At 63.5% G+C, this 23,903-nt stretch carries 18 protein-coding genes; 13 read left to right on the top strand and 5 right to left on the bottom strand.

Annotated features, from left to right (window positions below; all coding sequences use genetic code 11):
- Positions 1–164: 164 nt before the first annotated feature.
- From ASC66_RS08215 to ASC66_RS08170, 10 genes are all read left to right on the top strand, one after another.
- Positions 165–1,643 carry a malate:quinone oxidoreductase gene (locus ASC66_RS08215; protein WP_286145585.1) on the top strand — a complete coding sequence of 493 codons (1,479 nt, stop codon included), beginning with the start codon at positions 165–167 and terminating at the stop codon, positions 1,641–1,643.
- A 58-nt stretch (positions 1,644–1,701) separates the two neighbouring features.
- The gene (locus ASC66_RS08210; protein ID WP_055837483.1) at positions 1,702–2,751 is read left to right on the top strand and encodes an Rv2578c family radical SAM protein; all 1,050 of its coding nucleotides are present in this window, start codon (positions 1,702–1,704) and stop codon (positions 2,749–2,751) included.
- 371 nt (positions 2,752–3,122) lie between these two features.
- Entirely contained in the window at positions 3,123–4,391 is a 1,269-nt protein-coding gene (locus ASC66_RS08205; RefSeq protein WP_055837480.1) for a sensor histidine kinase, read from the top strand.
- Between the two features lie 41 nt (positions 4,392–4,432).
- Complete coding sequence (locus tag ASC66_RS08200; protein ID WP_157509707.1) at positions 4,433–5,707, top strand: hypothetical protein; 1,275 nt, start codon at positions 4,433–4,435, stop codon at positions 5,705–5,707.
- Positions 5,622–6,320, top strand: coding sequence for a DNA-binding response regulator (locus tag ASC66_RS08195; RefSeq protein WP_235496784.1), 699 nt, complete (start codon positions 5,622–5,624; stop codon positions 6,318–6,320). Before ASC66_RS08200 ends, ASC66_RS08195 begins: the two co-directional genes overlap by 86 nt.
- Positions 6,320–6,955: a thymidine kinase gene (locus ASC66_RS08190; RefSeq protein ID WP_055837472.1), complete on the top strand. Its 636-nt coding sequence runs from the start codon at positions 6,320–6,322 to the stop codon at positions 6,953–6,955. The genes ASC66_RS08195 and ASC66_RS08190 overlap by 1 nt, the downstream gene beginning before the upstream one ends.
- Positions 6,956–7,188: 233 nt before the next feature.
- Positions 7,189–7,899: a response regulator transcription factor gene (locus ASC66_RS08185; protein WP_055837469.1), complete on the top strand. Its 711-nt coding sequence runs from the start codon at positions 7,189–7,191 to the stop codon at positions 7,897–7,899.
- Positions 7,892–9,112, top strand: coding sequence for a sensor histidine kinase (locus ASC66_RS08180; protein WP_157509706.1), 1,221 nt, complete (start codon positions 7,892–7,894; stop codon positions 9,110–9,112). The genes ASC66_RS08185 and ASC66_RS08180 overlap by 8 nt, the downstream gene beginning before the upstream one ends.
- Positions 9,109–10,167 (top strand): tripartite tricarboxylate transporter TctB family protein, encoded by a 1,059-nt coding sequence (locus tag ASC66_RS08175; RefSeq protein ID WP_055837464.1) that lies wholly within the window; start codon positions 9,109–9,111, stop codon positions 10,165–10,167. The genes ASC66_RS08180 and ASC66_RS08175 overlap by 4 nt, the downstream gene beginning before the upstream one ends.
- 45 nt (positions 10,168–10,212) lie before the next feature.
- Entirely contained in the window at positions 10,213–10,977 is a 765-nt protein-coding gene (locus tag ASC66_RS08170; RefSeq protein ID WP_055837462.1) for an HAD-IIB family hydrolase, read from the top strand.
- A gap of 32 nt (positions 10,978–11,009) precedes the next feature.
- On the opposite strand, the gene ASC66_RS08165 is transcribed toward ASC66_RS08170, so the two are convergent.
- On the bottom strand, positions 11,010–11,468 hold the full coding sequence (locus tag ASC66_RS08165) for a VanZ family protein (RefSeq protein WP_162243491.1): 459 nt from the start codon (positions 11,466–11,468) through the stop codon (positions 11,010–11,012).
- A 412-nt stretch (positions 11,469–11,880) separates the two neighbouring features.
- Here ASC66_RS08165 and ASC66_RS18095 point away from each other — a divergent pair, with 412 nt between their 5' ends.
- The 3 genes from ASC66_RS18095 to ASC66_RS18090 all read left to right on the top strand — a co-directional run bounded on the left by ASC66_RS18095 (position 11,881) and on the right by ASC66_RS18090 (position 16,188).
- Positions 11,881–12,570 (top strand): helicase associated domain-containing protein, encoded by a 690-nt coding sequence (locus tag ASC66_RS18095; protein WP_157509705.1) that lies wholly within the window; start codon positions 11,881–11,883, stop codon positions 12,568–12,570.
- 56 nt (positions 12,571–12,626) lie between these two features.
- Complete coding sequence (locus tag ASC66_RS08160) at positions 12,627–15,128, top strand: helicase C-terminal domain-containing protein (RefSeq protein ID WP_055837455.1); 2,502 nt, start codon at positions 12,627–12,629, stop codon at positions 15,126–15,128.
- A gap of 244 nt (positions 15,129–15,372) precedes the next feature.
- The gene (locus ASC66_RS18090) at positions 15,373–16,188 is read left to right on the top strand and encodes a GAF domain-containing protein (protein WP_157509704.1); all 816 of its coding nucleotides are present in this window, start codon (positions 15,373–15,375) and stop codon (positions 16,186–16,188) included.
- Between the two features lie 490 nt (positions 16,189–16,678).
- Here ASC66_RS18090 and ASC66_RS18085 read toward each other — a convergent pair whose 3' ends face one another.
- From ASC66_RS18085 to ASC66_RS08130, 4 genes are all read right to left on the bottom strand, one after another.
- On the bottom strand, positions 16,679–17,452 hold the full coding sequence (locus tag ASC66_RS18085; RefSeq protein WP_157509703.1) for a type II toxin-antitoxin system death-on-curing family toxin: 774 nt from the start codon (positions 17,450–17,452) through the stop codon (positions 16,679–16,681).
- 477 nt (positions 17,453–17,929) lie between these two features.
- On the bottom strand, positions 17,930–21,061 hold the full coding sequence (locus ASC66_RS08145) for a type I restriction endonuclease subunit R (protein WP_055837445.1): 3,132 nt from the start codon (positions 21,059–21,061) through the stop codon (positions 17,930–17,932).
- Positions 21,036–22,256 (bottom strand): restriction endonuclease subunit S, encoded by a 1,221-nt coding sequence (locus tag ASC66_RS17820; protein WP_162243490.1) that lies wholly within the window; start codon positions 22,254–22,256, stop codon positions 21,036–21,038. Before ASC66_RS17820 ends, ASC66_RS08145 begins: the two co-directional genes overlap by 26 nt.
- The gene (locus ASC66_RS08130) at positions 22,240–23,853 is read right to left on the bottom strand and encodes a class I SAM-dependent DNA methyltransferase (protein WP_235496783.1); all 1,614 of its coding nucleotides are present in this window, start codon (positions 23,851–23,853) and stop codon (positions 22,240–22,242) included. The genes ASC66_RS17820 and ASC66_RS08130 overlap by 17 nt, the downstream gene beginning before the upstream one ends.
- Between the last annotated feature and the right edge of the window lie 50 nt (positions 23,854–23,903).

Here is a 23,903-nt window from a genome sequence, read left to right as displayed (position 1 = left end):
AGCGAACCCGGGTGCCGGAGTATCGGCGGGGGACCTGCATCCGGTACCCGGGTCGTGCGCACAACGCTACGACCTCGGCCTCAGGGGCACCCAAAGGTCGCCTCAAGAGTGGGCCGGATGCCGCACGGTCAGAGCGACTCATTTGCCCCGGTAGACTGGCATTCGTGAATTCTGAGACACCTGTCGACGTCGTTCTCATCGGTGGCGGCATTATGAGCGCCACCCTCGGCGCCTTGATCAAGCAGCTGCAACCCGACTGGACGATTCGTGCATACGAACGTCTCGGAGAGGTCGCTCAAGAGAGCTCGAACCCGTGGAACAACGCCGGGACGGGCCACGCGGCACTCTGTGAGCTGAACTACATGCCGGCCGCGGCGGATGGCAGCGTCGACGCCAGCAAGGCCGTGCAGATCAACGAGCAGTTCCAGATCAGCAGGCAGCTGTGGGCGCACCTCGTGGAAGCCGGTGCTCTGCCCGAGCCCCAGAACTTCATCAATGTGGCGCCCCACATGACGTTCGTGCGCGGCAAGGCCAATATCGAGTATCTGCAGAAGCGCTTTGACGCGCTCAAGGATCAGCCACTCTTCCAGGGCATGGAGTTCTCCACCGACTCCGAGAAGATCGGCGAGTGGACGCCGCTCATCACCAAGAAGCGCAACCCGAAGCAGAAGATCGCCGCAACACGCATCGAGGCCGGAACCGATGTGGACTTCGGCGCGCTCACCCGCTACCTCTTCGATGATCTCGTCAAGCGCGGCGGCGAGGTGCACGTGAACCACCAGGTCACCGGACTGAAGCGGCAGAAGGACGGCCTGTGGCGGGTCAAGCTCAACCACCTGGTCGGGCACACCCCCTCTGTCGTCAAGGCCCGCTTCGTCTTCGTCGGTGCCGGCGGCGGGGCACTCGCACTGCTTCAGCAGAGCGGCATTCCAGAGATCCGCGGCTTCGGCGGCTTCCCCATCTCCGGCCAGTTCTTTCGCACCACCAACCCCAAGGTCGTCGCCCAGCACCAGGCCAAGGTCTATGGCAAGGCGGCAGTCGGCGCCCCGCCGATGTCGGTTCCCCACCTCGACACGCGCGTCGTCAACGGCGAGGCCTCGCTGCTCTTCGGCCCCTACGCCGGCTTCACCCCCAAGTTCTTGAAGACGAGCACGTGGCTCGACCTGCCGTTCTCGATCCGGTGGCACAACATCGGCCCGATGATCGCGGTCGGTTGGCAGAACTTCGACCTCGTCAAGTACCTCGTCGGCGAGCTCATGGCGGGTCGCACGAAGAAGCTGAAGGCTCTGCAGGAGTTCATGCCGACGGCCAAGATGGAGGACTGGGAGCTCATCACGGCCGGCCAGCGCGTGCAGGTAATGAAGAAGGACGCGAAGAGGGGCGGAGTGCTGCAGTTCGGCACCGAGGTCATCACGGGCGCCGATGGCACCATCGCCGGTCTGCTCGGCGCATCGCCGGGAGCCTCGACGGCCGCGCCGATCATGCTCGATGTGCTGGCTCGTTGCTTCCCCGCGCAGATGAAGGGCTGGGAGCCCAAGATTCGCGAGATGATCCCGAGCTACGGAACGAAGCTTTCCGAGGATCCCGCGGCCGCCGCGGCCTCGCTCGCGGCGACGGCCCGCGTACTCAACATCCCCGCCTAGGCGCGCTGCGTTCGAACATACATTCGCAATTTGTGCGAATGTATGTTCGAATGGATGCATGAGGTGGAGTGGGCAAGAGCTGGGCGTCGATCAGCCGTCGACCCTGCCGGGGCTGGCCCGGTTGAACAATCTCGTACGCACGGTGCGCACGCCAGAGTTCGCCGACATGACCTTCCACGAAGTGTTGGCGAAGTCGGCGCTGAACAAGGTGCCGAGCCAGAGCGCGATGCCGTTCGAATGGACCATCAACCCCTACAGGGGATGCTCCCATGCCTGTGTCTATTGCTTCGCACGCCCGACCCACAGCTATCTCGACCTCAACACCGGCGAGGACTTTGACCGCCAGCTCGTCGTCAAGATCAATGTCGCCGATGTGCTGCGCTCCGAGTTGCGCAAGGCGAGTTGGCAGCGGCATCCCGTGGCGCTCGGTACCAACACCGACCCGTACCAGCGAGCGGAGGGGCGCTACGCCCTGATGCCGGGCATCATCGACGCGCTCACCGAGAGCCGCACCCCGTTCAGCATCCTCACCAAGGGGACGCTCCTGCGCCGCGATCTGGGGCGCATCACGGATGCGGCGAAGTCGGTGCCAGTGAGCCTCGCGATGTCGATCGCCATCTACGACGATGAGCTGCAGCAGTCGATCGAGCCGGGGACGCCGAGCACAACAGCACGGCTCGCCACGGTGACCGCTGTGAGGGAAGCGGGCCTGGACTGCTCGGTCTTCCTCATGCCGATCCTGCCGTTCCTCACCGACACCAACGCGCACCTCGATGAGGCGATGCGGCGGGCGAAGGCGGCCGGTGCGACATCCGTCGTCTACACGGCGTTGTACCTTCGACCGGGCGTGCGGGAGTGGTTCATGCAGTGGCTGGAGGGCGCCCACCCCGAGCTCGTTGAGCGTTACAAGCAGCTTTACGCGCGAGGTGCGTACGCACCGAAGGAGTACCGCAGCTGGCTCGCCGATCGCATCAACCCTCTGATTCGGGCGCACGGCCTGCAGCGGGGCTCTACCTCCTCAGCCACGGGAGGGGTCGCGCCGCCCTCTGCTCGGCGCGCACCGGCCTTCGCGCCAGCAGCGGCGGAGCCGGAGCCGATGTTGTTCTGAGGCACCGCCACCCCGCAGCCGGCCGTCGACCGCGGGCCCTGTGAAAGCTGCCGCCCGTTGATTGAGCCTGTCGAAATCAGCGCAGACCTGTTGGTTGAGTGGCGCGACGCGCAGCGTCGCGAACGGCGGCAGCCCGCCCTGAGGCAGTCTCGAGAACTGCAAGCGATGCTGGTGCGGTTTCGACGGGCTCAACCAGCGGAGAAGTTGGACAGGCTCAACCAACAGAGCCGTGTCGACAGGCCCACCCAGCACAACTCCAATCCGGGGGACAAAGCGGCGCAGTCGGGGCACAAACGGCGCGCGCGCTGGCATAATCCGAGCGGGGGTGCATTGTGTCGCTAGGACTGCCGAGTCATCTGGCCGAGGCCACGATGAGTCGTGCACTGGCACATGCCGCGAACTGGTTCGGCATCGTCTGCCTCGCCGGCGCCGTCACGACGATGCTCGCTCTGGCCTTCTACCTTCCGGAGGCCCGCTTCCTGATCGCGGCGGGAACGCTGCTTCCGATGGGTGCGCTCCTTGTCGCGCTGAGTGTGCGCCGCACCGTGACGCTGTCGCTCTGCTACCTGCTCGTCGGTGGCTTCTGCACCTTCGTCTACGCGTTCACCCTGCTGAGCAACCCTGCGAGCTTTCCGTCAACGAATCTCTTCATCGTCGCGCTGCCCAAGATGGCCTTGGTGATGGTGGGCGGCGCCGGATCCGGTGCGCTGCTCGGCGTGATGTGGACCACCGCCGGGCTCGTGATCGCCGAGCTCGCGACCATGGCGGCGGCCGTGCTCGCCGGATCGCAGCTGCGGGCGGATGTGACAACGATCGTCACCTACGTGCTACTTGTCGCGGTGCTGCTGTTCGACGGATTGACGCGCCGCACCGCCCGCATCGCGCAGCCCGTCATGCACTTGGCCGCACGCGAGGATCGTACGCTCGAGCTGCGCCGCGAACTGGAGCTGCGCGCAGCGGCTCAGCTGCACGACACCGCGCTGAGCGAGTTGATTCTGATTGCCGAGAGTGAGCCCGGCCCGCTGGACGACCGGCTGGTCGCGCAGATCGGCCGCGAGATCACGGCGCTCACTGACCGCGATTGGCTCGTCGGCGAACGGCACAACGAGCGGGAGTCCCTCGTCGCCTCGGCGGCTGCCGGTTCCTCCGCCTGGCGAGCAAGCGCCGTAGCCGTGGCCGTAGACGACGCACGAGCCCGCGGGCTGACCGTTCGCCTCTCGGGGGACCCCGATGCCGTGCGCGGCCTGGACCCGAGCGTCGACCGTGCCGTCGGCCAGGCCCTTGGCCAGTGCTTCATCAACATTCTGCGACATGCGGGGGTCACCGAGGCGGATGTGAGCATCGTCGTCGCACCGGAAGACCTGACCGTGATCGTGGTCGATGACGGTATCGGATTCGACGTGAGCACCCGGCTGACCGACGAGCCGGACGCGGGGCGAGCAGACCACGCCCCGTTCGGTGAGAGCGCGAACGCCACCCCACCGCAGGGCATCGGTTTGCGCCATTCTGTGCGGGGCCGCATCGAGGCGCACGGTGGCAATGTCGAGATCTGGAGCCGACCCGGCGTGGGCACGTCGGTGATGATCAGCGTTCCGTGGGCGCTGAGAACCGACAGCGTCAGCGCGGAGTTCGGCCGATGACCCGCGCGCTCCGCCCCGCCGGCGTCCGCTTGTCTGAGAGCATGCGCGTCTCTCAGCAGAGCATCGATCCGCTCGGCGCACTCGCGGCCTGGCCGCTGGCGCCGATGGCGGCGATCGCTCTCACCGCTTTCGCCATCGTCACGACGGTGCTGCACGGTGACGAGGTTTCGAGCCCGGCGCTCGCGGCGCTCGCGATTCACTTGTGCGCGGCATCCGGTGTCGCGCACGTCGTCACTGCACGGCCCGAGCACGGCCGCTACGGCTCTGGTTCGTTCCTCCTCGTGATCGGGCTGATGACGTGCGCGATGCTCGCCCAGGTGGCCAGCACGTGGGGCTCGAACCGGATGCTGCAAGACGACTTCGGGCACATCGCCGTCGGGATCATGCTGGCTGCTGCCGCGCCCTACCGTCCGGCCCTGCAGATTGTCGTGGTCACAGCGTGCGCTTCGCTCATCGCGGGGCTGCTGGCGGTGCTGCAAGACCCGTACTTCGCCGTCATCGACGTTCCGGTGATCGAGCGGGCCGTCGTCGGCGTTGTGCCCGTGCTCGCCCTGGGGCTCGCCGGTGCCGGCTACGCCAACCAGCTGGCCAAGGCCGTGTTGGAGTGGCAGCGTGGCGTGGCCAGCAGGGATGCGGCGCTGGAAGGCGGGGTCTACGACGGCCTGGCCCGCACGGTTCAGCAGGAACAGCTCGCGGCTCTGAGCGAGGAGGTGCTGCCCTTCCTCGCCGGCGTTGCAGCGACCGGCGCGGTGAGCGCGGATGACGTCGAGCGTTCGCGCCAGCTGGCTCGCGCGGTGCGCGCGAGCCTCGTGGCCGAGCTGAATCACAGCTGGCTCGAGCAGTTGCGCATCCACGTGCCCCAGCACACCGAGCATGCGCCGGCGGGGGCGTCTGCCCCGGCTGCGCTGCAATTCGCCCCGCCGACCCTGACCGTGCACGACGGGCGGCGCCGGGCCTTCCGCATGGCGGGAAAGCAGCGTACCGCGCTGGCTGCGCTGCTCAGCGAGCTGAGCACGAACGCCCGCATCGGGGCATCGGATGTTACGATCTGGCTCCAGCCGGATCCCACCCACACCCCGACGCGCACGAACGCCCGCATCGACATCGAGCTCGGCGGCGCAGAGGCACGGACACGCACGATGCTGCGGCCGTACCTGAATGTGCTCCAGCTCGGCTTCGAGAATCTCACGTACACGATGGGCGCGGGCGTTCTGAGCGTAAAATTCAGTTATGACCATGAACCGAGCGGAGAACGGCCCGGCCCACACGCCCGCCGTCAGCCTGCCGATTCGGGTGGGGATCCTCGACGACCATGAGCTGCTGCTCGACAGCATGATCAGCTGGATCGCCGAGCACGCCCCGGAGTTCGAGGTCGTCGTGCGGGCGGAACGCTGGGTCGACCTCGTGCGCAGCGAGAATTTTCCGACCGCACTCGTGCTGATGGACTTCCAGTTGGTCGAGCCGGTATCGGTCGAGGCACGCATTCGCACCTGTCGCGCAGCCGGGGCCGCCGTCATCGTGATGAGCGCGCTCGACCCGGCTGAGGCGAGAAGCCGCGCACTTGATGCCGGTGCGGCGGCGTTCATCTCCAAGACGGAATCGATGAACGTGTTCCGCACGATCGCCAGAGAGGTGATGGGCCTCGGCGAGGTCACGAGCGACGCAACAGCCGACGGCGCGGCGGCCGGCGGCGACGCGCAGGCGACCGAGATCCTGCGGCCCAAGCTCAGCCGCGGTGAGCTGGAGGCGTTGCAGCTCTACGTCGCAGGCAACACGACCGCGGCCGTTGCCCGGCTCATGAATGTGAAATACGAGACCGCCAAGACATACTTAAGGCGCGTGCGCGAGAAGTACGCCAAGGCGAATCGGCCAGCGAGCCGCCGAGCCGATCTGATCATGCGAGCCGCTGAGGACGGGTATCTGCAGTAATGGCCAAACTCTATTTCCGCTACGGCGCCATGAATTCCGGCAAGAGCACCGCGCTCCTGCAGGCCGCGTACAACTACGAGGAACGCGGGCACGCAGTGCTGTTGGCCAAGCCCGCCGTCGACACCAAGGGTGACCTCGGCATTCTCTCGCGCCTCGGTTTCACTCGCGTCGTCGATTTCGTTCTGCCCCCGGATGCCGACGCGTACACGATCTTCCAGGAACACCGCCGCGCAGTGCTCGCGGCGACGAACCGCGATGTGAGCTGCCTGCTGATCGACGAGGCCCAGTTCCTGAGCGAGGAGCAGGTCGACGACCTGCTGCGGATCGCGATCCTCGAGGGCATTCCGGTTCTGGCCTACGGCATCCGCACCGACTTCCAGACGGTCGCATTCCCCGGCAGCCGCCGACTGCTCGAGGTCGCGCACAGCCTCGAGGAGCTCAAGACGATCTGCCGTTGCGGTCGCAAGGCCGTCTTCAACGGGCGCAAGATCGGCGACCGCTACGTCTTCGATGGCGCACAGGTCGCCATCGACGCGACGGACGCCGTCAGCTATGAGTCGCTATGCGGTGCGTGCTACCTGCAGGAATCGCACGGGATGCTGAACGGCCGCGCCCACATCTCGGCGACTGTCTGACCACGACTGATCGAATGAGAAAGGCCGCACGGTTCTCCGTGCGGCCTTCCTCATTCACTCAGTGCGGTTCGATTTCGGGTCTCGGACCGCCAACTTCGTGAGGATGTTCCCCCTCGCCTCCCTATGCTGCCCCGATCGCTGATTCTGCGGTAGCCCTTAGAATTGGGGGCAGAATCTGCGAAAACGAGGGGGAGGCAATCCTCCACTCGTGGGGTAGCTTGGCTGTGAGGATCATGAACAGTTATCGCGTTGCACTCGTAGACGACCACGAAATCGTGGCCAGGGGCTTTGCCGATCTCTTCGCCAGCATCCCTGGCATCACGGTTGTCGCCCTCGCCCGCACGGTGAATGAGCTCGTTGAGGAGCTCGCGCGCACCGGGGAGCCGGCGCTCGACCTGGTCATCCTCGATCTGCGTCTCGCCGACGGTTCGACGCCGGCCCTCAACGTGCGCCAGCTGCGTGAGGCAGGCTCTGCCGTCCTCGCATTCACCGGCGGCGACGATGCGGCGCTGGTGCGCTCCGCCGCGCACAGCGGTGTCCTCGGCGTCATCCGCAAGTCTGAGCCGGCGACGGTGCTGCTGGATGCGGTGCGTCAAGCGGCATCCGGCGAGCCCGTGGCATCGACAGAGTGGGCGGCGGCGCTGGACGGCGACCCGGACCTGGCCGATGCCGGTCTGAGCGCGCGCGAGCGGCAGGTGCTCTCTCTTTACGCCGCCGGTGCGAAGGCCCCGCTCGTGGCGACCACTGCCGGCGTCACGGAGTCGACGGTCATCGACTACATCCGCCGGATCCGCTCCAAGTACGAGCGCGTCGGCCGGCCGGCCAATACCAAGATCGACCTCTACAAGCGCGCGCTCGAAGACGGCATCCTTCCTGTGCCGGGGGGCCGAAGCGCTGGGCCGCGCACGCCCCAGCGTCGATCCACGGCGCCGGACGGTGACTGAGCCGACCCCGCGGGTTCCCTTTCGCGAGAACTACCTGCGGCTGAACCCCGGCCCAACGCAACTCCGTCTGATGCGGATGACGGCGGGTGCGGTGGGCCTCGGAGGGCTCGTCTTCGGTGCGCTCGCAATCGGGCCGTTCTCCGAGCAGCATCGCGAGGGGCCCGGGCCGACAGCGGTTCTCAGCTTCGTCGTGTTGCTCGGCCTCCCGATCGTGATCGGGGCGGTCGGCAGCTGGGCGCCGCTGCCGGTGCTCCCCGTTCTTGCAGCCTGTGAAGCGGCCGCACTGCTGGCAGTGCTCGTGTCGTGGCCGATCATGCACGGCGGGCCGCATCACCATGGCATGCCGTGGCCGCTCGGTATCGCCGCACTGCCGATCGTGTGCATGGCCATCGTCATGCGGGGGTATCTCGTCTGGACGTATCTCGGCGTCGTCGGCGTGCTCACCGCGATCGTCACCTTCCTCGGTTCCAGCGGTCAGGAGCCGCTGCTGCTCGCCGTCCAGATCGGGCTGTACGCGAGTTCATTTGCAGCGATCTTCGTCGGGTTGGTACTCGTCGGCCTCGAGAGCGCCGAGCACCTCGACCGCTTGCAGGAGGCGGAGCGACTGACCACGGCGCGCAATGCGGCTCGTCTGGCGCGCGAGAGCGAGCGGGCACGCTTCGACGGCCTGATCCACGACGGGGTGATCTCGACCCTGCTCATGGCGGGCCGCTCGGAACGCCTGAGCACGGATCAGATGCGGCAAGCCGAGGACACACTCGCCCAGCTCGAGCGCATCGGCGCTGAGGCGCCGTTGACGGGCCCGGTCTCGACGGCGCAGCTGCTCAGCCGTCTGCGGCGCCTCGCCGCGCAGTACAGGATCCCGATTGATGCCACGATCATCTCCGACCGGCTCAGCGTGCCGGCCGAGGCCGCCGAGGCGTTGCTTGCCGCCTGTGGCGAGGCCGTTCGAAATTCGATCGAGCATGCCGAGGGGGAGCTCGCCATTCACCAGGTCGAGCGCCGCATCGAGGTGCGCACGAGCGACGACGCCATCACGGTCGGTGTGCGTGACGACGGCGTCGGCTTCGAACCGTCGCTGGTGCGCCCGGAGCGGCTGGGGGTCGCGCGCAGCATCAGCGGCCGCATGAACGAACTGCCCGGCGGATACGCCGTCATCGACTCGCGGCCCGGCCGCGGCACCGTCGTCCTGTTGGGCTGGGCGCGTCGATGACCGGCCGGCCGGCGACGGTGCAGTCGCGAGAGGGCGCCGACGGACGCACCAGGGCGGCCGCGGTCGACGTGTCCAGCCTGCTGAAACTGCATGGGCCGCACGCCTCGATAATCCTTGTCTTGTTCCTGCTCGCGCAGGCATTGCTCGCCTTCGCGGGTGGCGGCCAGCCGGACCACACCGGCGTCGCGGTCCTGGCCTTCGTGCCTTTCGCCATCGCGGCGATCTGGGTGGTGCAGCCGGCACCGGACCCGCTGCCCGGTCTCTGGTGCGCCGGCATCCTCGGTCTTTGCGCACTGACGGTGACCGTGCTGAGCGCTCAACCCGCTCTCGCCGGCTCGCCGGTGTACTCCACGTGGCACCTCGGTGCCGTGACGACCGTCCTGTTCATGCTGATCCTGCGTGGCCGGGTGCTCTACGGCTGGCTCGGCTACGTGGGCATGGTGGTGGCGACACTGCTCTGGGCCATCGCTGGAGGGCTTGGCGCCATGGCGGGCGTCGAGCTGCTCGTTCGCCACGCCGCGACGCTCGTCGTGGGCACGGCGATCTACTTCGGCTTGCTCGGCACCGCAAAGCGGATCACCGCGATCAACAGGCGCGCGCTGGCCGAGGCAGCCGCGGATGCCACCTCCCAGGCCGCGGAGGAGGAGCGCGTCGCGCAGCTTGCGCGGCTCGACGACATGGCCCGACCGATGATGGAACTCGTCGCCAGGGGGCAGCAGCTGAGCGACGCGGAGCGCCGTGACTGTCTCCTGATCGAAGCATCGCTGCGGGACATCGTGCGCGGGCGGGCCCTGGCCATGCCACACGTGCTCTCGGCCGCGCGAGCCGCCAGGGAACGCGGGGTTGAGGTGACGTTGCTCGACGACTCCGCGGCAGCGGGGAGCGCGACGGCCGTTGCCGAGCTGCTCGCGCGTGAGCTGGCCACGATCGACTCGGGAAGCGTCACCGCGCGCCTGCAACCGGCCGGTCGATCAGAGTTGGCCACGATCGTGATCAGCCCGCTCGATGGGGACGCCCGGATGCTCATCGTCGACCCCGACGGTCGCGTGCGCTAGTCGCTGTCAGGTGCCATCTACGGGCGCGGGTAAACTGGAGCAACCATGACTACCAGACTTGTAGCCTTCGATCTCGACGACACCTTGGCGGCCTCGAAGTCGCCCCTCGACCCCGAGATGGCGGCCGTGCTGCTGCGACTGCTCGACGCGGTCGAGGTGTGCATCATCTCGGGCGGCAACTACACCCAGTTCCAGAACCAGGTACTCGCGGTGCTCGACATCGATGACGAGCGTCGCCTGTCACGCCTACACCTGATGCCGACCTGTGGCACGCAGTACCTGCAGTTCGAGGGTGGCGCGTGGGTTCAGCGCTACGCCGAGGTGCTCAGCGACGACGAGAAGTCGCGCGCCCTCGAATCCGTTGAGCGCAACGCGCGAGCACTCGGCTTCTGGGAGGAGCAGACGTGGGGGCCGATCCTTGAGGATCGCGGCTCACAGATCACCTTCTCTGCACTCGGCCAGCAGGCGCCGGTCGACGCGAAGGCGGCGTGGGACTCTGACGGCGCCAAGAAGAGTGCGCTGCGTGACGACGTCGCCGCTGAGCTCACCGATCTCGAGGTGCGCTCAGGCGGGTCCACGTCGATCGACATCACGAAGCGCGGAGTCGACAAGGCCTACGGCATGCGCAAGCTCGTCGAGGCGACGGGCATCTCGCTCGACGAGATGATCTTCGTCGGCGACCGCCTCGATGAGGGTGGCAATGACTACCCCGTGAAGGCCATGGGTGTGAGCTGCATCGCCGTGCACGGCTGGCGCGACACGGTCGGCGTCGTCGAAGGGCTGCTGGACAGCGAGCTCGCGGTCGCCTGAGCGATCACGCCGGGCCCATCACGCCGGGCCGATCACGCAGAGCGGCGGGCGCGCGAGCGTAGTCGCATGAATGCGGCGAGCAGACCGACCCCGAGCGCCGTTCCGAGCGTGTTGGCGAGGAGATCGGATGCCGTGGGGAATCGCGACGGCAGCGCCGTCTGGGTGAACTCGATGAGGCAGCTCAGGGCGAAGCCCGATGCCATGACGAGCCACGGATGCCAGAGCGGCGCAATCAGCGGCACGAGTATGCCGAAGGGCACGAACAGGGCGACGTTCGCCGCGAACTCGAGCACGGGGTACCCGATGTCGAAGGGGACGCCCCAGCCTTCGAGCGCACGCGCGACGATGGCGACGATGCCGGTGAACCGCTCGGCGTCGGGCTGCGGGGCGAACACGATCACGCACACGGCGAACAGGTAGAGGCCGAAGACGAGGCGCACGGTGAGCTGGCGGCCATGAGCGGGCGCGGGCGGCGCCGCTGTTGTGTGCATCGTCCCAGCGTAGGGGGCCTGCGGCATCCGTCGCGGAGCGGCAGACGAAGAAAGCCCCTCCAGAAGGAGGGGCTTTCTCTGCTGATGTCTGCACATCACTGTGGTCCGTTCGCCAAACCCGTCAGGCCGCGGAAGTCAGGGGTCTAGGAAATCCATTTTCCTCCGCGGACTGACACATTTTCCTCCACACCTGTTGCTTCGTCGCTAAAGGGCCGCAAGAAATAGGGAACCGGCGCGCGCTTCAAGCAGGTAACTGCTCACCTCGGACTGTCGACGAGCCTGCGCGCCAACGGCTTCATCGGTGTACCACGGCACGGCATTGGCTGCCCCAAAAGGTGGGGCGAATCGCCTCTGGGCGCCGGAATCGACAAGTGCGTCTTCGCCAGCACCATAGAGTCGCCGTGGGGGGAAAATGACCATCAACACTTGGACAACGCAGTTTGACGCTCTCGCGGAGTACGTCCGTATCAACAACCGGCTGCCCACTCACAATTCACGCATACCGAAGGCCGAGCGAGACCCGGTAGCCGAGAAGCTCGCGGACTTCGTCACCAGGCAGCGACCCAAGCGAGAGTCGCTTTCGCCAGAGCAGCGGGCCGCGTTGGAAGGTATCCCTGGGTTCGTCTGGAAACCTCACACCGACGCGTGGGACAGCAACGTCAAGTACTTTGCTGACTTCTTTGCTAAGCACGGCCGCGCACCGTCGCCCTCGTCGAAAGACAAGCGTGAGAAGCGCGTTGCCGATTGGGCTTCTGAGCAACGAGGTCTAATCAAGGGTGTCGCCGGCCGAAACCCGCCCACTGCTGAACGACAGAAGCAACTGACCGCGCTGCCGGGCTGGGCGCCACGGACACCGGCCCAGATACAGTCAGACCGGCTTGGGGAGTTCACGGATTTCGTGTCCAGGGCCGGTCGCGCTCCCCGTCGACTCAAGGCGTCACCGGACGCGCCACTGACTCCTGCAGGAGCGGCTGAATCGGCCCTGTCCACATGGCTGTCTAATCAGCGGAAGAAGCAGCGCGAAGGTGTGCTGGACGCCCGGGTGGAGCAAGTGATTGGGCAACTGCTCGGGAACCAAGCATTCCCGAACTCCGGCAAGTAGCTGGGCATCAACGCGACAGCAATAGTAGTCAACGGAATACAAGGTAAGGACGCCTCATGAGCAGCATCTTCTCGGGCCTATCCGGCGAGGGTTCGCCGTCAGCGCTTCTCGACCCAAAGCGGCTTTTCCGTGCGCTTCCCAAGCCAGCCGACTCGAAATTCAAGTTCCCTCACGACATTCAAACCGAAGTGTGGGATGGCTGGTTTGCCAATCGTGCCAAACCCGACCTGGTGCTCAAGATGAATACTGGCTCCGGGAAAACAGTTGTCGGATTGCTCATCCTGAAGAGTTCTCTCAATGAGGGGAAGGGCCCTGCCGTCTACCTGGTTCCTGACAAGCAGCTCCTCGGTCAAGTTACCAAGACTGCGACCGAGCTCGGTATCGCGTGGACGAGCGACCCGGCTGACCAGGCCTTCCGTCAAGAAGAAGCGGTGCTCATCGTCACCGTTCATACGATGTACAACGGTCTGTCGAAGTTTGGCGTCCGAGGCTCGTCTACTGGTCGTTCGGTTAACGTGGGCAGCATCGTGGTCGATGACGCACATGCCTGTATTCCCATCATCGAGAACCAGTTCTCGATGCGTGTTCAGCGCGATACAGATGAGTATCGGGCGCTACGGTCGCTTTTCGGAGATGCGCTGAAGAAGCAGTCGCTTGCGGGGTTCACCGGCTTGGTGGACGGCAGCGGTTCGCAGTCCGTCCCAGTCCCTTACTGGGAATGGCACGACAAACTCGAAGCCGCCTTCGCCATTCTCAACGGCGTGAGCGCCGACGGCGAGTACAAGTTTGTCTGGCCACTCATCCGCGACCACATCCGATTGGCGGACGTTGCGTTCACCCCGAGCGAGATTGAGATTCGACTTCCCTACCCGGACTTGACGTCGGTGCCTTCATTTCCGAATGCCCAGCGACGCATTTACATGACGGCGACACTCGCAGACGACACGGTGCTCATCACGCAGATGGGCGTCTCGGCAGACTGCGTCACGAGTCCGATTACGCCAAGCTCTGCGAGCGACCTCGGCGACCGCATCATCTTGACTCCCATTGAGACGAGCCGGTCCATTTCCCATGAAAACGTGAAAGCCAGTGCCGTTCGATGGGCAGCTCAGCACAATGTCGTAGTCATCGTTCCGTCTCGGTATCGCGCGGAAGCGTGGAGTGACGTCACTTCCGAGATACACGACAAGACCAGCATCGAATCTTGCATTGCGCGACTTCGAGGAACGACACCGGTTGGTCTCGTCGTGTTGGTCGGTCGATACGACGGTGTAGACCTCCCAAACGACGCCTGCCGCGTACTTATCCTCGACGGACTCCCGGAGCGATACTCTCCGCAGGAACTCGTCGAAGGCGCTGCAATCGGTGGCACCGAAGCGATGGACGCGCGTCAGACCCAGCGAATCGAACAGGGCATGGGACGCGGAATCCGCTCAACAAGCGACTATTGCGCGGTGCTGCTTCTGGACCCTCGGCTCGTGGAACGACTATACGGAGCCTCGGACCGCCAACAGTTGAGTCCTGGAACTCGCGCCCAGTACGAACTCTCGCTTCAGGTGTCCAGTGGGGCGAGAGGAAAGCCGATGGCCTATTTCGAAGAGGCAGTCGACGCGTTTCTCGACCGGGCCCCGGATTGGACTACCGCAAGCCGGCGTGCACTGGAGTCAGTTGTGTACGACAGTTTGACGGACGTCAGCGCCGTCGTCGTTGCGGAGCGTGAAGCGTACGACCTCGCGCTGGCCGAGCGCAACGTGGAGGGTTTCAACAGGCTCGCCGCTGTGTTCGACCACGTCAACGATTCACGCATGCGTGGCTGGGTGAAGCAGCGCGCCGCAGCGTATCTAAACCCTGTTGACCCGACTCGAGCTCGTGACATCCAGAAATCCGCGCGTATCGACAACAACTACATCTTGAAGCTCGATAGCGAAGTCGCGGCGACGCGAATTCGGGCTTCGGCGCATCAAGCAACTTCAAGTGTCGCGTCGCTCACGTCGACATATGCGTCCGCGACCGCGCTAGAAATCGGTATCGAGTCGTTGCTTCGCGACCTCGAGCCGAGCACTGAGCGGAACAGCTACAAGCGATTTGAAAGTGCGTTGGAGCGGCTCGGGAAGTTGCTCGGGTTTGAATCGTCCCGCCCCGACCAAGAGTCTGGCCTCGGCCCTGATGTGCTTTGGGCAATTGGGGGCGACGCGTACTGGGTCATCGAGTGCAAGAGTGAAGCAACAGCTGACTTCGTTCCACGGAAGGACCTTGAGCAGCTGTCTCATTCCATGGATTGGTTTGCGCGCGACTACAGCGATGTCCGCTTCACCGGCACCCCTGTGATGATTCACCCTTCTCGAACTCCGAAGGAGGATGCCGTTCCTCGCCAGGGAGCGCGCGTCATGAGCTTCGAGCGACTCCCCGAGTTCAGGTCAGCGGTTCGCGACTTCGCTTCAGCCATCGCTATTGCGGACGGCTTCAAACATCACGACATTGTCCAGCGGAACCTGACTGAGTTCCATCTGACGGGCGGGACAATCGAGCAGAAATGGACCCAGCCCTTCACTTCCTAATCGTCCAACGTGCCAGCGTCGGAGACCTGTCGCACGCGGCCAGTTGGTGGAAAGCCGGCTGGTCGCTCCATACGGGGCACGACCACACGATAACCTTCATGCCTCGGCAGAAGAGCTGTCCAAACGAGGTCGACAGATTGCGCAAGGCTCCTTTCACACGGACCGCCGGTGGAGTCCGATTGTGTGGGCAAGGACCGAAGCAGCGCGCCCACGCGGCCCAGCCGCAGAGAAACAGACGGAGCCAATGACGAAGAGAATCCCCAGCGCCCGCGACCGCATTTTGACATTTCTGAGCGACGGGGCCGTTCCTGAGATAGCCCCTTGGGTTGGCACCACAGTCGGCAGCGCAGTCATCTCTGGCGCGAAGGAGAATGTTTGGCAGGTCGCAATCGGTGCCGCAATCGTGGCACTTGGGCTGACCCCACTTTGGCTGCGCTCTTGGGCTCTACGCCAAGGACAGCGTGAAGACGACATGCTTGATGCCCGCGAGCGTCTAGTCGGTGAAGCTGCTGCTCGCGTGCTGAGCGATGCTGCAGATTTTGAGGCCATGCCTCGAGCAGGCAGGGTAGGCCTGGTTCAAGAACGAGTCGACGAGTTGCTTGACGAAATGGGCACGTCAATGTTTGAGGGCTTCCCTGGCGTGCGTATCGTTCTCTACGACATCTCTGCGGACAAGACCAAGCTATCCGCAACGGCCATCCGCGGGCGCAATGACGCCCCTCGTGGGTTCGACGCGTCGGACGTGCGTGGTGAGATTGCGATAGATAGGTTGTCCGACGTTGAGGACCACTTCTTCTGCCCTGACACCTCTCAGCTCCCCGAAGCGTGGGGAACAGCCGGACGGCCGTATGCGACTTTCATCTCGCTGCCAATTCGCTCGTCGGATGAAGCGTATGGGATGCTCACGTTGGACAGCCCGAACATCGGTGACCTAACGCTGCGAGACGCCGAGATGATGGAGACCCTCGCATCAGCGTTTGCTTTCTATCGCGCGGCACAAGCGCGCGGCAAACACAAGACAGTTAGTATTGCACCAGAGAAGGAGGAACAGAATGACTAGCATCCAACTAAGCGCCGAAACGAAGAAACAGCGTGCAATGGTTCGCGCGAACCGTTCGAGCCGAACTCTTTCTCAGGTAACGGCGGAGGTTCGCCAAGAACGACAGCAGCGGGAACGTGAAGTCATTCGAGACCTCTTCAAGGGCAAGAAGTCCTAACTTCCGCAACTAGCAGCCTGGTTCACGAAGCTTAGGCGTGTGAGGCCGAGTGCGATGAGTCCCCAGCTTTTGAGCGGAAGCCTCAGCTTCGCTACCGGTTCGCTTCGAGTTGATTGGGCGTTTTCCCAGAGCGTCAGATTGTTGACGACTCTCAACTGAGAATCCCGGGTGGCACGGTTTGCCTTTCACAAAGCAATCGCACGCCGAGGCAGGTCCCACCGATAATGCCCTGGTATGTTCGACGCCGCTCAGATGGCTCTGGCTTCCGGAGGCACGTCCATCTGCGTTGACGCAGTCGCCGAATGTCCGTGCTTCGCTCGGCCAATCACACGCTTACACCCGTGCGAGTCGGCGGAGCAACTTTGAGTACTCGGCGATGAAATCGTCAGCCTCTCTGTTCCGTTCGAAGAACGCTTCCGAGTCAATGCCGTGAGCCTCGTTGAGCCGCAGTTCATCGCGAATTCGTTTGAGCTGCCCTCGAGGCACTTCTCGGCCATCGCTGGTGTTCACGTACGTCGACTTGAGAGTTTCAAACTTCTCATTCTTGAGGAAGGACTTCTTTCTGACCTGCACCTCGCGAGTAATTTCCATGCGCTCGCCACGGCGCGAGACGGTGCATTCAAACTTCTTCAGAATCCTTGACAGCGCAATCCAGGTGACACTCTTTTCGTCGCGTCGAACCGTTCTGCTCCGCTTGTTTATCCACTCGCTGATAGCGAACGTTTCGCGGTCGGCACGATTGTCATACTCAAAGCCGGAGGGCAGGACATCGTGGCCCGCGACCTGAAGCATCCAGCGGAACAGTTCGTCTTGGTTGGAGCTGAGCATCATGCCGTTCTTGTCCAGCATCACAAGCATCGAGACCAGTGCGGCTCGCTTGTTCCCATTGAAGAATGGGTGATTCTGCACCAATGAGTGGAGCAGGGCTGCAGCCGTCGAGACCACCGTCGTGTATTTTCGCTCGCTCCCGTACCCGGCATCCTGTCTGGACACAGCGCTTTCGAGCATTGACTGCGATTTGACCCCGGCCGGCGATATGGGGTCGTCAGTCGCCTCGAAGTCCCTCTCGAGCTCTTGATGAATGAGGAGGACCTCATCAGCGGTCACGGTTAGAACTGATTTGTCCGTCCCCACACACGACCATTCGAACGGAGCTGCTGGCGGAAGTAGGGGTTTCTCTTCTAGTGAACCCTGTGGTTCCAACGTCTTGCTGTGTTCCGCGAGTCGACGGAGCGCACCTTTGGGAAGGTTGCTTGCCCGAGCGTTCAGCGAGAATCCCAGTCCGCCCAACAAGACACCGAGCTCTGCCCGGGAGATTCCAAGATGCTCTTCCCAATACGCTGTTCGTCGTTTGCGGTCTCCGACAAATCCCGTCGCGGCTTCTGCCGCCCGCGCGTCACTTGCCCGGATTCGTGACGAAGGTGCATCTGGATAGTCGATTCCCTCCCCCCAAAGGGAAAGTAGCGTTTGCTCTAAATCAAGTCCGGCCGCGTTTGCGAGTTCGCTAACCGTCCAACTACGTCTCGCCAAGCTACGACCTACTCATCTCGTTCTGGTATCGCTGCGGGTTTCGAATGGATGCGCTCATGCGGCGCTCGCCGCTACAGCTTCTGCCTGCCTAAGCACAATCAGAGTCGCGCTCTCTTGCATGTCCGGCGGATAGCCGTGGCGACGGAGCAGCCGTTTGATGGTGGCACGGAGCTTTGCCTTCACTTGCTCTTTCACGGCCCAGTCGGTCTTTGCGTCACGGCGGACGATTTCGACCAGGTCATGGGCGATGAGTTTGAGCTTGTCATCACCGAGCTCGACGACAGCCGAGTCGTTGGTGCGGATGGCATCGTAGAAAGCGAGCTCGTCTTCGGTGAGACCAAGCTGTTCAGCACGGTTCGCCTCCGCGGTCATCTTCTGAGCCAAGTCAGCAAGCGCGGCGATGATTTGGGCGGAGTCAAGCGTGCGGTTCTGGTACCGCAACAGCGAGTCGGAGAGCATCTCGGAGAACTGCTTGCTCACGACAACATTGCGCTTGGCAATCCGCTTAATCTCGTCATTCAGCAGCCGGCGCAGCATCTCCAACTGGAGGTTCTTCCGGTCGGACTTCTTGAACTTCTCGATGAAGTCGTCATCGATGAGTGAGAGGTCGGGCTTGGCGATGCCGGCTTCTCGGTAGATGTCGATGACGCCAACCCCGGTCATAGCATCGGAGACGATTTGCCGGATGGCGGTGTCGACTTCGGCGTTCGGGTTGACCCGCAGGTCGCCGCCTTCGACCTTGGCTAGCTGGGCCCGCACGGCTTCGAAGAAGGCGGCATCGCCCTTGATGGCTTCCGCGGCATCCGTGCCCGCACACATCGCGTAAAGCCGCACGAAGCGTCCTGCGTAGGCGAGGAAGCGATGCTTCAAACACGGGGTGTCGTTCGTGCACTCATCACCAACCTCGATGTGAGCAGAGAGCAGATACTCGACGGCGCCGGTCAGGGCGTTGAGGAACGCCTTCGCTCCGCCGGCTGTGAGCGTGCGCCGCCATGGGTAGCCGTACAGAATCGTGTCGACGACGCCGTGAGCTTCGACCATGCCCGGGATGGCCTGTTGGCGCAGGTCCTCGCCGAGTTCCTCGTTCTCCCGGTCGCGGTCGGTGTACTCCTTGAGTGCCGACTTCAGGTCTTCGGCGATGCCGAGGTAGTCCACGACCAGGCCGGCCGGCTTGTCCTTGAATGTGCGGTTGACCCGAGCGATGGCCTGCATCAGGTTCGCACCACGCATCGGCTTATCGACGTACATGGTGTGCATCGACGGGGAATCGAATCCGGTGAGCCACATGTCTCGCACGATGACCAGCTCGAGCTCGTCCTTCGGGTTCTTCGCCCGCTGCTTCAAATCACGCAGCGCCTGCTTCGAGCGGATGTGCGGCTGCAATGCCTGCTCGTCCGCGGCCGAACCGGTCATCACGACCTTGAGCTTCCCTGTGGTGTCGTCGTCGCTGACCCAGCCAGGGCGAAGCTCCGCAATGGCGTCATACAGAGACGCGGCGATGCGGCGGGACATCGTCACAATCATCGCCTTGCCCGAAAGCACTTCCCGGCGGGCTTCCCAATGGGTGACGAGGTCGGATGCCAGCTCTGCGATGCGCTTGTCGGAGCCGACGATGGCTTCCACCTTCGCCCACTTCGACTTCAGCCGGTCCTTGGCCTCATCCTCGGAACCGGACGTCGCGTCGAGAAATGCCTCGTCGACCTCGTCGAGTGCATCAGCGGGCAGCTCCACCCGGGCGAGACGCGGCTCATAGTAGACCTTGACCGTCGCCCCGTCGGCGACGGCCTGGGTGAGGTCGTACGTGTCGATATAGTCACCGAACACGTTCTTCGTTGACTTGTCGGTCGACTCAATCGGTGTGCCGGTGAAACCGATGTACGTGGCGTTCGGCAGGCCGTCGCGCAGGTGGCGCGCGAAGCCGTCGATGAAGTCGTAGTTGGAGCGGTGCGCCTCATCGACCATCACCACAATGTTGGTGCGGGCAGAGAGCAAGGGGAACGCGGTGCCGGCGTCCTTCTCATCCTTGGAGATGCCGAACTTCTGAATCGTCGAGAAGATGATGCCGCCGGATGCGCGACCGCCCAGAGTGCGCTTCAGCTCGTCCCGCGACCCGACTTGCACTGGTGATTCCGGAAGCGGTGCCCCGATACGGGCAGCGGCGAAGGTGTCGTCGAAGAGCTGGTCGTCTAGGTCATTCCGGTCCGTGAGAACTACAACGGTAGGGTTCTCCATTGCCGGGTCCCGCATGATTTTGGCTGCATACCAGAGCATCTCGTAGCTTTTGCCCGACCCTTGGGTGTGCCAAACGACGCCCGCGCGTCCGTCGCCTTCGACGGCTTCGACGGTGGCGAAGACGGCCTTATTCACGGCCCAGAACTGGTGATACTTCGCAACGAATCGCACCAACTTGCCCGCATTGCCGCTGTAGACGGTGAAGTTCTGGACCAAGTCGAGCAGCCGCATTGGGGCGAGCATGCCCTTCGTGAGCACCTCATACTCGGGCTGCATTGCCGGTGCCAGCTCGCCATCGATGGTCTTCCACGGGGCGAAGTGCTCCCATTCGCCGGCAAACGTTCCGGCACGCGCCTGTACGCCGTCGCTGATGACGGCCAGCTGGTTCCAGGTGAACAGGTCTGGGATGTCGTGTGTGTAGGTGCGGACCTGGTTGAAGGCGCCCTTCAGCGAGGACGTCTCATTACCGGCGCGTTTTAGTTCCAGCAGCACCAGCGGTAGGCCGTTGACGAACAGCACGATGTCGGGGCGGCGTTTGGTGGAGCCGATGACGGTGAACTGGTTCACGGCAAGGAAATCGTTGGCGAGTGGGTTCTTCCAGTCGATGAGCTGAACCCTCATTGTTCGCGGCGCACCCGATGCATCCCGCACTTCAACCGGCACGCCCTGCGTTAGCAGCTGGTATGCGCGCCAGTTCTCCGCCATCACAACCTGAGACTCCGACCGGGACACCGTCTTCACCGCATCCTTGATTGCAGCTTCGTCCAAGTCAGGATTCAGCAGCCGGATGCCGCGAGCTAACCGGTCCTGCAGCACGACGTCGCGGAAGTCATTTCGTGCTGCGTCACCCGAATCAGGGTCAATGTCGGGGCCGTAGGTGACCGTCCAGCCGAGGCCCCGCAATTCGTCAAGGACGAGTTCTTCGAACTCAGCTTCCGTTGGAATGCCGCTCATTGTTCCCCCTGGCCCCAGCTTTGGCAACATCGCCCACCCGAATCTCGCCCGACATGAGCAATGGCAGCACCTTATCGCGTGTGCTCCGGAGTATTGCGTTCTCACGCTTCAGTTCATCTGCCGCTGCAATTAGGCCCGATGCGCTCGCCTCGAATTGCGCCAGCGCCTCTGGCGCCGGTGCCTTCAAACGATACTTTCTCAGGACCATTGCATCGAGTCGCTGCCGTCCAGTGGAGCCACTCATTTGCCGAATCGCAAACTCGCGGAAACGGGCACTCCTAGACAGGAAATACGGCCAGCTCAGTGGGATTCCGGTCTTCGCGCGCAACACAATGAACTCCGTCGACCCCACATGAACTTCGCCCACCGGAGTATCGCTGACGAACGCGGCCTTCCCGTTCTCGAGGCACGGTGTGATTCTCGCGAGAAGGGCGTCCCCTCGGGCAAACCGAGCCCCACCCGCCGCCGGACGTGCCCCTATTTCGTCAATCTGATACGAATCTGTAGGAAGCGATGCCATATCGACGTACGGGGCAATTCCCAGAGGCTTTGGGTACTTGGGGTTGGTGTCGACAATCTCGGAGAGTTCCATCTCGCCCGGCTCGTCAAACCCGTACTTTGCGAACGCCGCCTGCAGTAGACCCTCTATTGCGGCAATTGTTGAGATGTTGGCTTCAATGAGGTCATCCAGGGCACCGAGAACTCCTACAATCCGAAGTTGTTCCTCTAACGAGGGCATCGGAATGAGAAGCCTCCGGAGTTGTTCCGTGCCAAGCACTCCGGTGCCATGCCCGGCCAGGTGGACTGCTGCGAGCAGCGCCGGTCGACTCGCATGCAGGGCATAGGTCAAGAACCATGGGTCTACTCCATGCTTTGCGACAAGGGCCTTCACATCCTGGTTGAAGGCAACATCTCGGGTGGCATGAGAGACACGAATCTCATCGAGAAGGCTCATTCCGCGCACCAGAACAAGCGTCGCGCCACGGTGCGCAATTCGCGTGCCATGACCGATTGCCTCAGGAGTGACCATCTTCTCTGAGGAGCTCACTCTGGTTGTGTGCATGCTCGAAGCACTTATCCAAGGAATAGTGCCGCCGGCCCAAAACTGCGGCTCTGATTTCCGTGGGGTGCCGCCCGAGTAGAAATCAGCAATCCGCTCCAACTCCACCAGTTTCCAGCTAGGCACCTTGAACATCCACCTCGAGCGCAACGAGCGACGCCAGAACTGATGACTGCAGTTCCGCTCGGCGACTGAACCCATCTCGAACGTCCAGAGCCAACCGTGCAATCACTTCCTCGAGGGGCTCGTCGTCGAGTTCGGCCGCTTCGCTTCCGACATAGCGACCAGGCGTCAGGACGTGGGCGTGCTGGGCAATCTGCTCGAGTGTAACGCTCGCACAGAAGCCGGGCACGTCTTCGTAAGTCTTCTCGCCGGGCTCGCCACGCCAAGCGTGATAAGTGTCCGCGATAAGCGCGAGGTCAGTATCCGTTAGCTCTTTGTTCGTGCGAGAAGTCATGGTGCCGAGCTGGCGGGCATCGATGAATAGCACTTCGCCGCTGCGTGCGCGCTGCGAGCGCTCGCTCCTGACAGCCTGTCCCGACTTGTCCTTGGTGAGGAACCAGAGGCATACCGGAATTTGCGTCGTAAAGAACAATTGGCCGGGCAGCGCGACGATGCACTCGACGAGGTCCTTCTCGACTAGGCCTTTGCGAATCTCGCCTTCGCCTCCGGTTTGACTTGAGAGGGAGCCATTGGCGAGCACGGTGGCCATGGTTCCTGTGGGTTTCAGGTGGTGCAGCATGTGCTGAATCCAGGCGAAGTTGGCGTTGTTCGCAGGCGGGTTGCCATGTTGCCAACGCACGTCACCCGACAGCTTGTCGGCACCCCAGTTCTTGATGTTGAACGGAGGATTGGCGATGACGAAGTCGGCGCGAAGGTCGGGGTGTTGGTCGTTTGTGAAGGAGTCACCCCACTGCGGGCCGAGGTTCGCCTCGATTCCGCGGAGGGCAAGGTTCATCTTCGCGAGCCGCCACGTTGTGGGGTTCTGCTCCTGACCGAAGACGCTGATGTCGTTGCGCACGCCATCGTGGGCTTTCACGAAACGGTCGGCCTGAACGAACATGCCGCCCGAACCACAGGCAGGGTCGTACACGCGGCCGTTGAAGGGCTCGAGCATGTCGACCATGAGCTTAACGACGCTGCGGGGCGTGAAGAACTCGCCACCGAGCTTGCCCTCCGCGTTGGCGAACTTGGAGAGCATGAACTCGAACACGCGGCCCAGGACGTCAAGGCTCTCGTGCTCTTCGGCGGCGAGGTTTTCATTGGAGAAGAGGTCGATGAGCCCGCCGAGCATCTGCGGCGTCAGTTCACGGCGGGCATAGTTCTTCGGGAGCACGCCCTTGAGGCTGGGGTTCTCTTTCTCAATGGCCTCCATCGCCGCATCGATACGGCCACCGACGTCGGACTGCTTGGCTGATTTTCGCAGGTCTTCCCAGCGGTTGCCCGCGGGAATCCAGAAGACCCCTTCGCTTGTGTACTCGATTCTGTCTTCGACGGTTTCTCGCTTGCCTTCAAGCGTCGGCATGAAGTAATCAGTTGACTCGTCGTTGACGAGCCGCTCAAGTTCAGCATGTCGTTTCTCAAAGACGTCGGAGACGTACTTGAGGAAGATTAGCCCGAGAACGACGTGCTTGTACTCCGCCGCGTCCATGTTCGAGCGCAGCTGGTTGGCTGCTTCCCACAGCGTGTCTTCGAGACTCGCTGCCGCGGTCTTCTTCGTCTTGCCGGCCAACGACTACTCCCTCTGCGGCCGAGCAAGTAAATGGGTGGCGTGATGAACGC

Origin of the sequence: Leifsonia sp. Root4, assembly GCF_001425085.1 — a bacterium.
GTDB lineage: Bacteria > Actinomycetota > Actinomycetes > Actinomycetales > Microbacteriaceae > Microterricola.
Note: the sequence above shows the minus strand (reverse complement) of the source record. Positions and strands in the feature narration are given on the sequence as shown.

Excerpts from the sequence above, each read along its gene's own strand:
- ASC66_RS08210 (WP_055837483.1), top strand. The coding sequence starts at position 1,702 with ATGAGGTGGAGTGGGCAAGAGCTGGGCGTCGATCAGCCGTCGACCCTG.
- ASC66_RS08205 (WP_055837480.1), top strand. The coding sequence starts at position 3,123 with ATGAGTCGTGCACTGGCACATGCCGCGAACTGGTTCGGCATCGTCTGC.
- ASC66_RS08200 (WP_157509707.1), top strand. The coding sequence starts at position 4,433 with ATGCGCGTCTCTCAGCAGAGCATCGATCCGCTCGGCGCACTCGCGGCC.
- ASC66_RS08195 (WP_235496784.1), top strand. The coding sequence starts at position 5,622 with ATGACCATGAACCGAGCGGAGAACGGCCCGGCCCACACGCCCGCCGTC.
- ASC66_RS08190 (WP_055837472.1), top strand. The coding sequence starts at position 6,320 with ATGGCCAAACTCTATTTCCGCTACGGCGCCATGAATTCCGGCAAGAGC.
- ASC66_RS08185 (WP_055837469.1), top strand. The coding sequence starts at position 7,189 with ATGAACAGTTATCGCGTTGCACTCGTAGACGACCACGAAATCGTGGCC.
- ASC66_RS08175 (WP_055837464.1), top strand. The coding sequence starts at position 9,109 with ATGACCGGCCGGCCGGCGACGGTGCAGTCGCGAGAGGGCGCCGACGGA.
- ASC66_RS08170 (WP_055837462.1), top strand. The coding sequence starts at position 10,213 with ATGACTACCAGACTTGTAGCCTTCGATCTCGACGACACCTTGGCGGCC.
- ASC66_RS08165 (WP_162243491.1), bottom strand. The coding sequence starts at position 11,468 with ATGCACACAACAGCGGCGCCGCCCGCGCCCGCTCATGGCCGCCAGCTC.
- ASC66_RS18095 (WP_157509705.1), top strand. The coding sequence starts at position 11,881 with ATGACCATCAACACTTGGACAACGCAGTTTGACGCTCTCGCGGAGTAC.
- ASC66_RS08160 (WP_055837455.1), top strand. The coding sequence starts at position 12,627 with ATGAGCAGCATCTTCTCGGGCCTATCCGGCGAGGGTTCGCCGTCAGCG.
- ASC66_RS18090 (WP_157509704.1), top strand. The coding sequence starts at position 15,373 with ATGACGAAGAGAATCCCCAGCGCCCGCGACCGCATTTTGACATTTCTG.
- ASC66_RS08145 (WP_055837445.1), bottom strand. The coding sequence starts at position 21,061 with ATGAGCGGCATTCCAACGGAAGCTGAGTTCGAAGAACTCGTCCTTGAC.
- ASC66_RS17820 (WP_162243490.1), bottom strand. The coding sequence starts at position 22,256 with ATGTTCAAGGTGCCTAGCTGGAAACTGGTGGAGTTGGAGCGGATTGCT.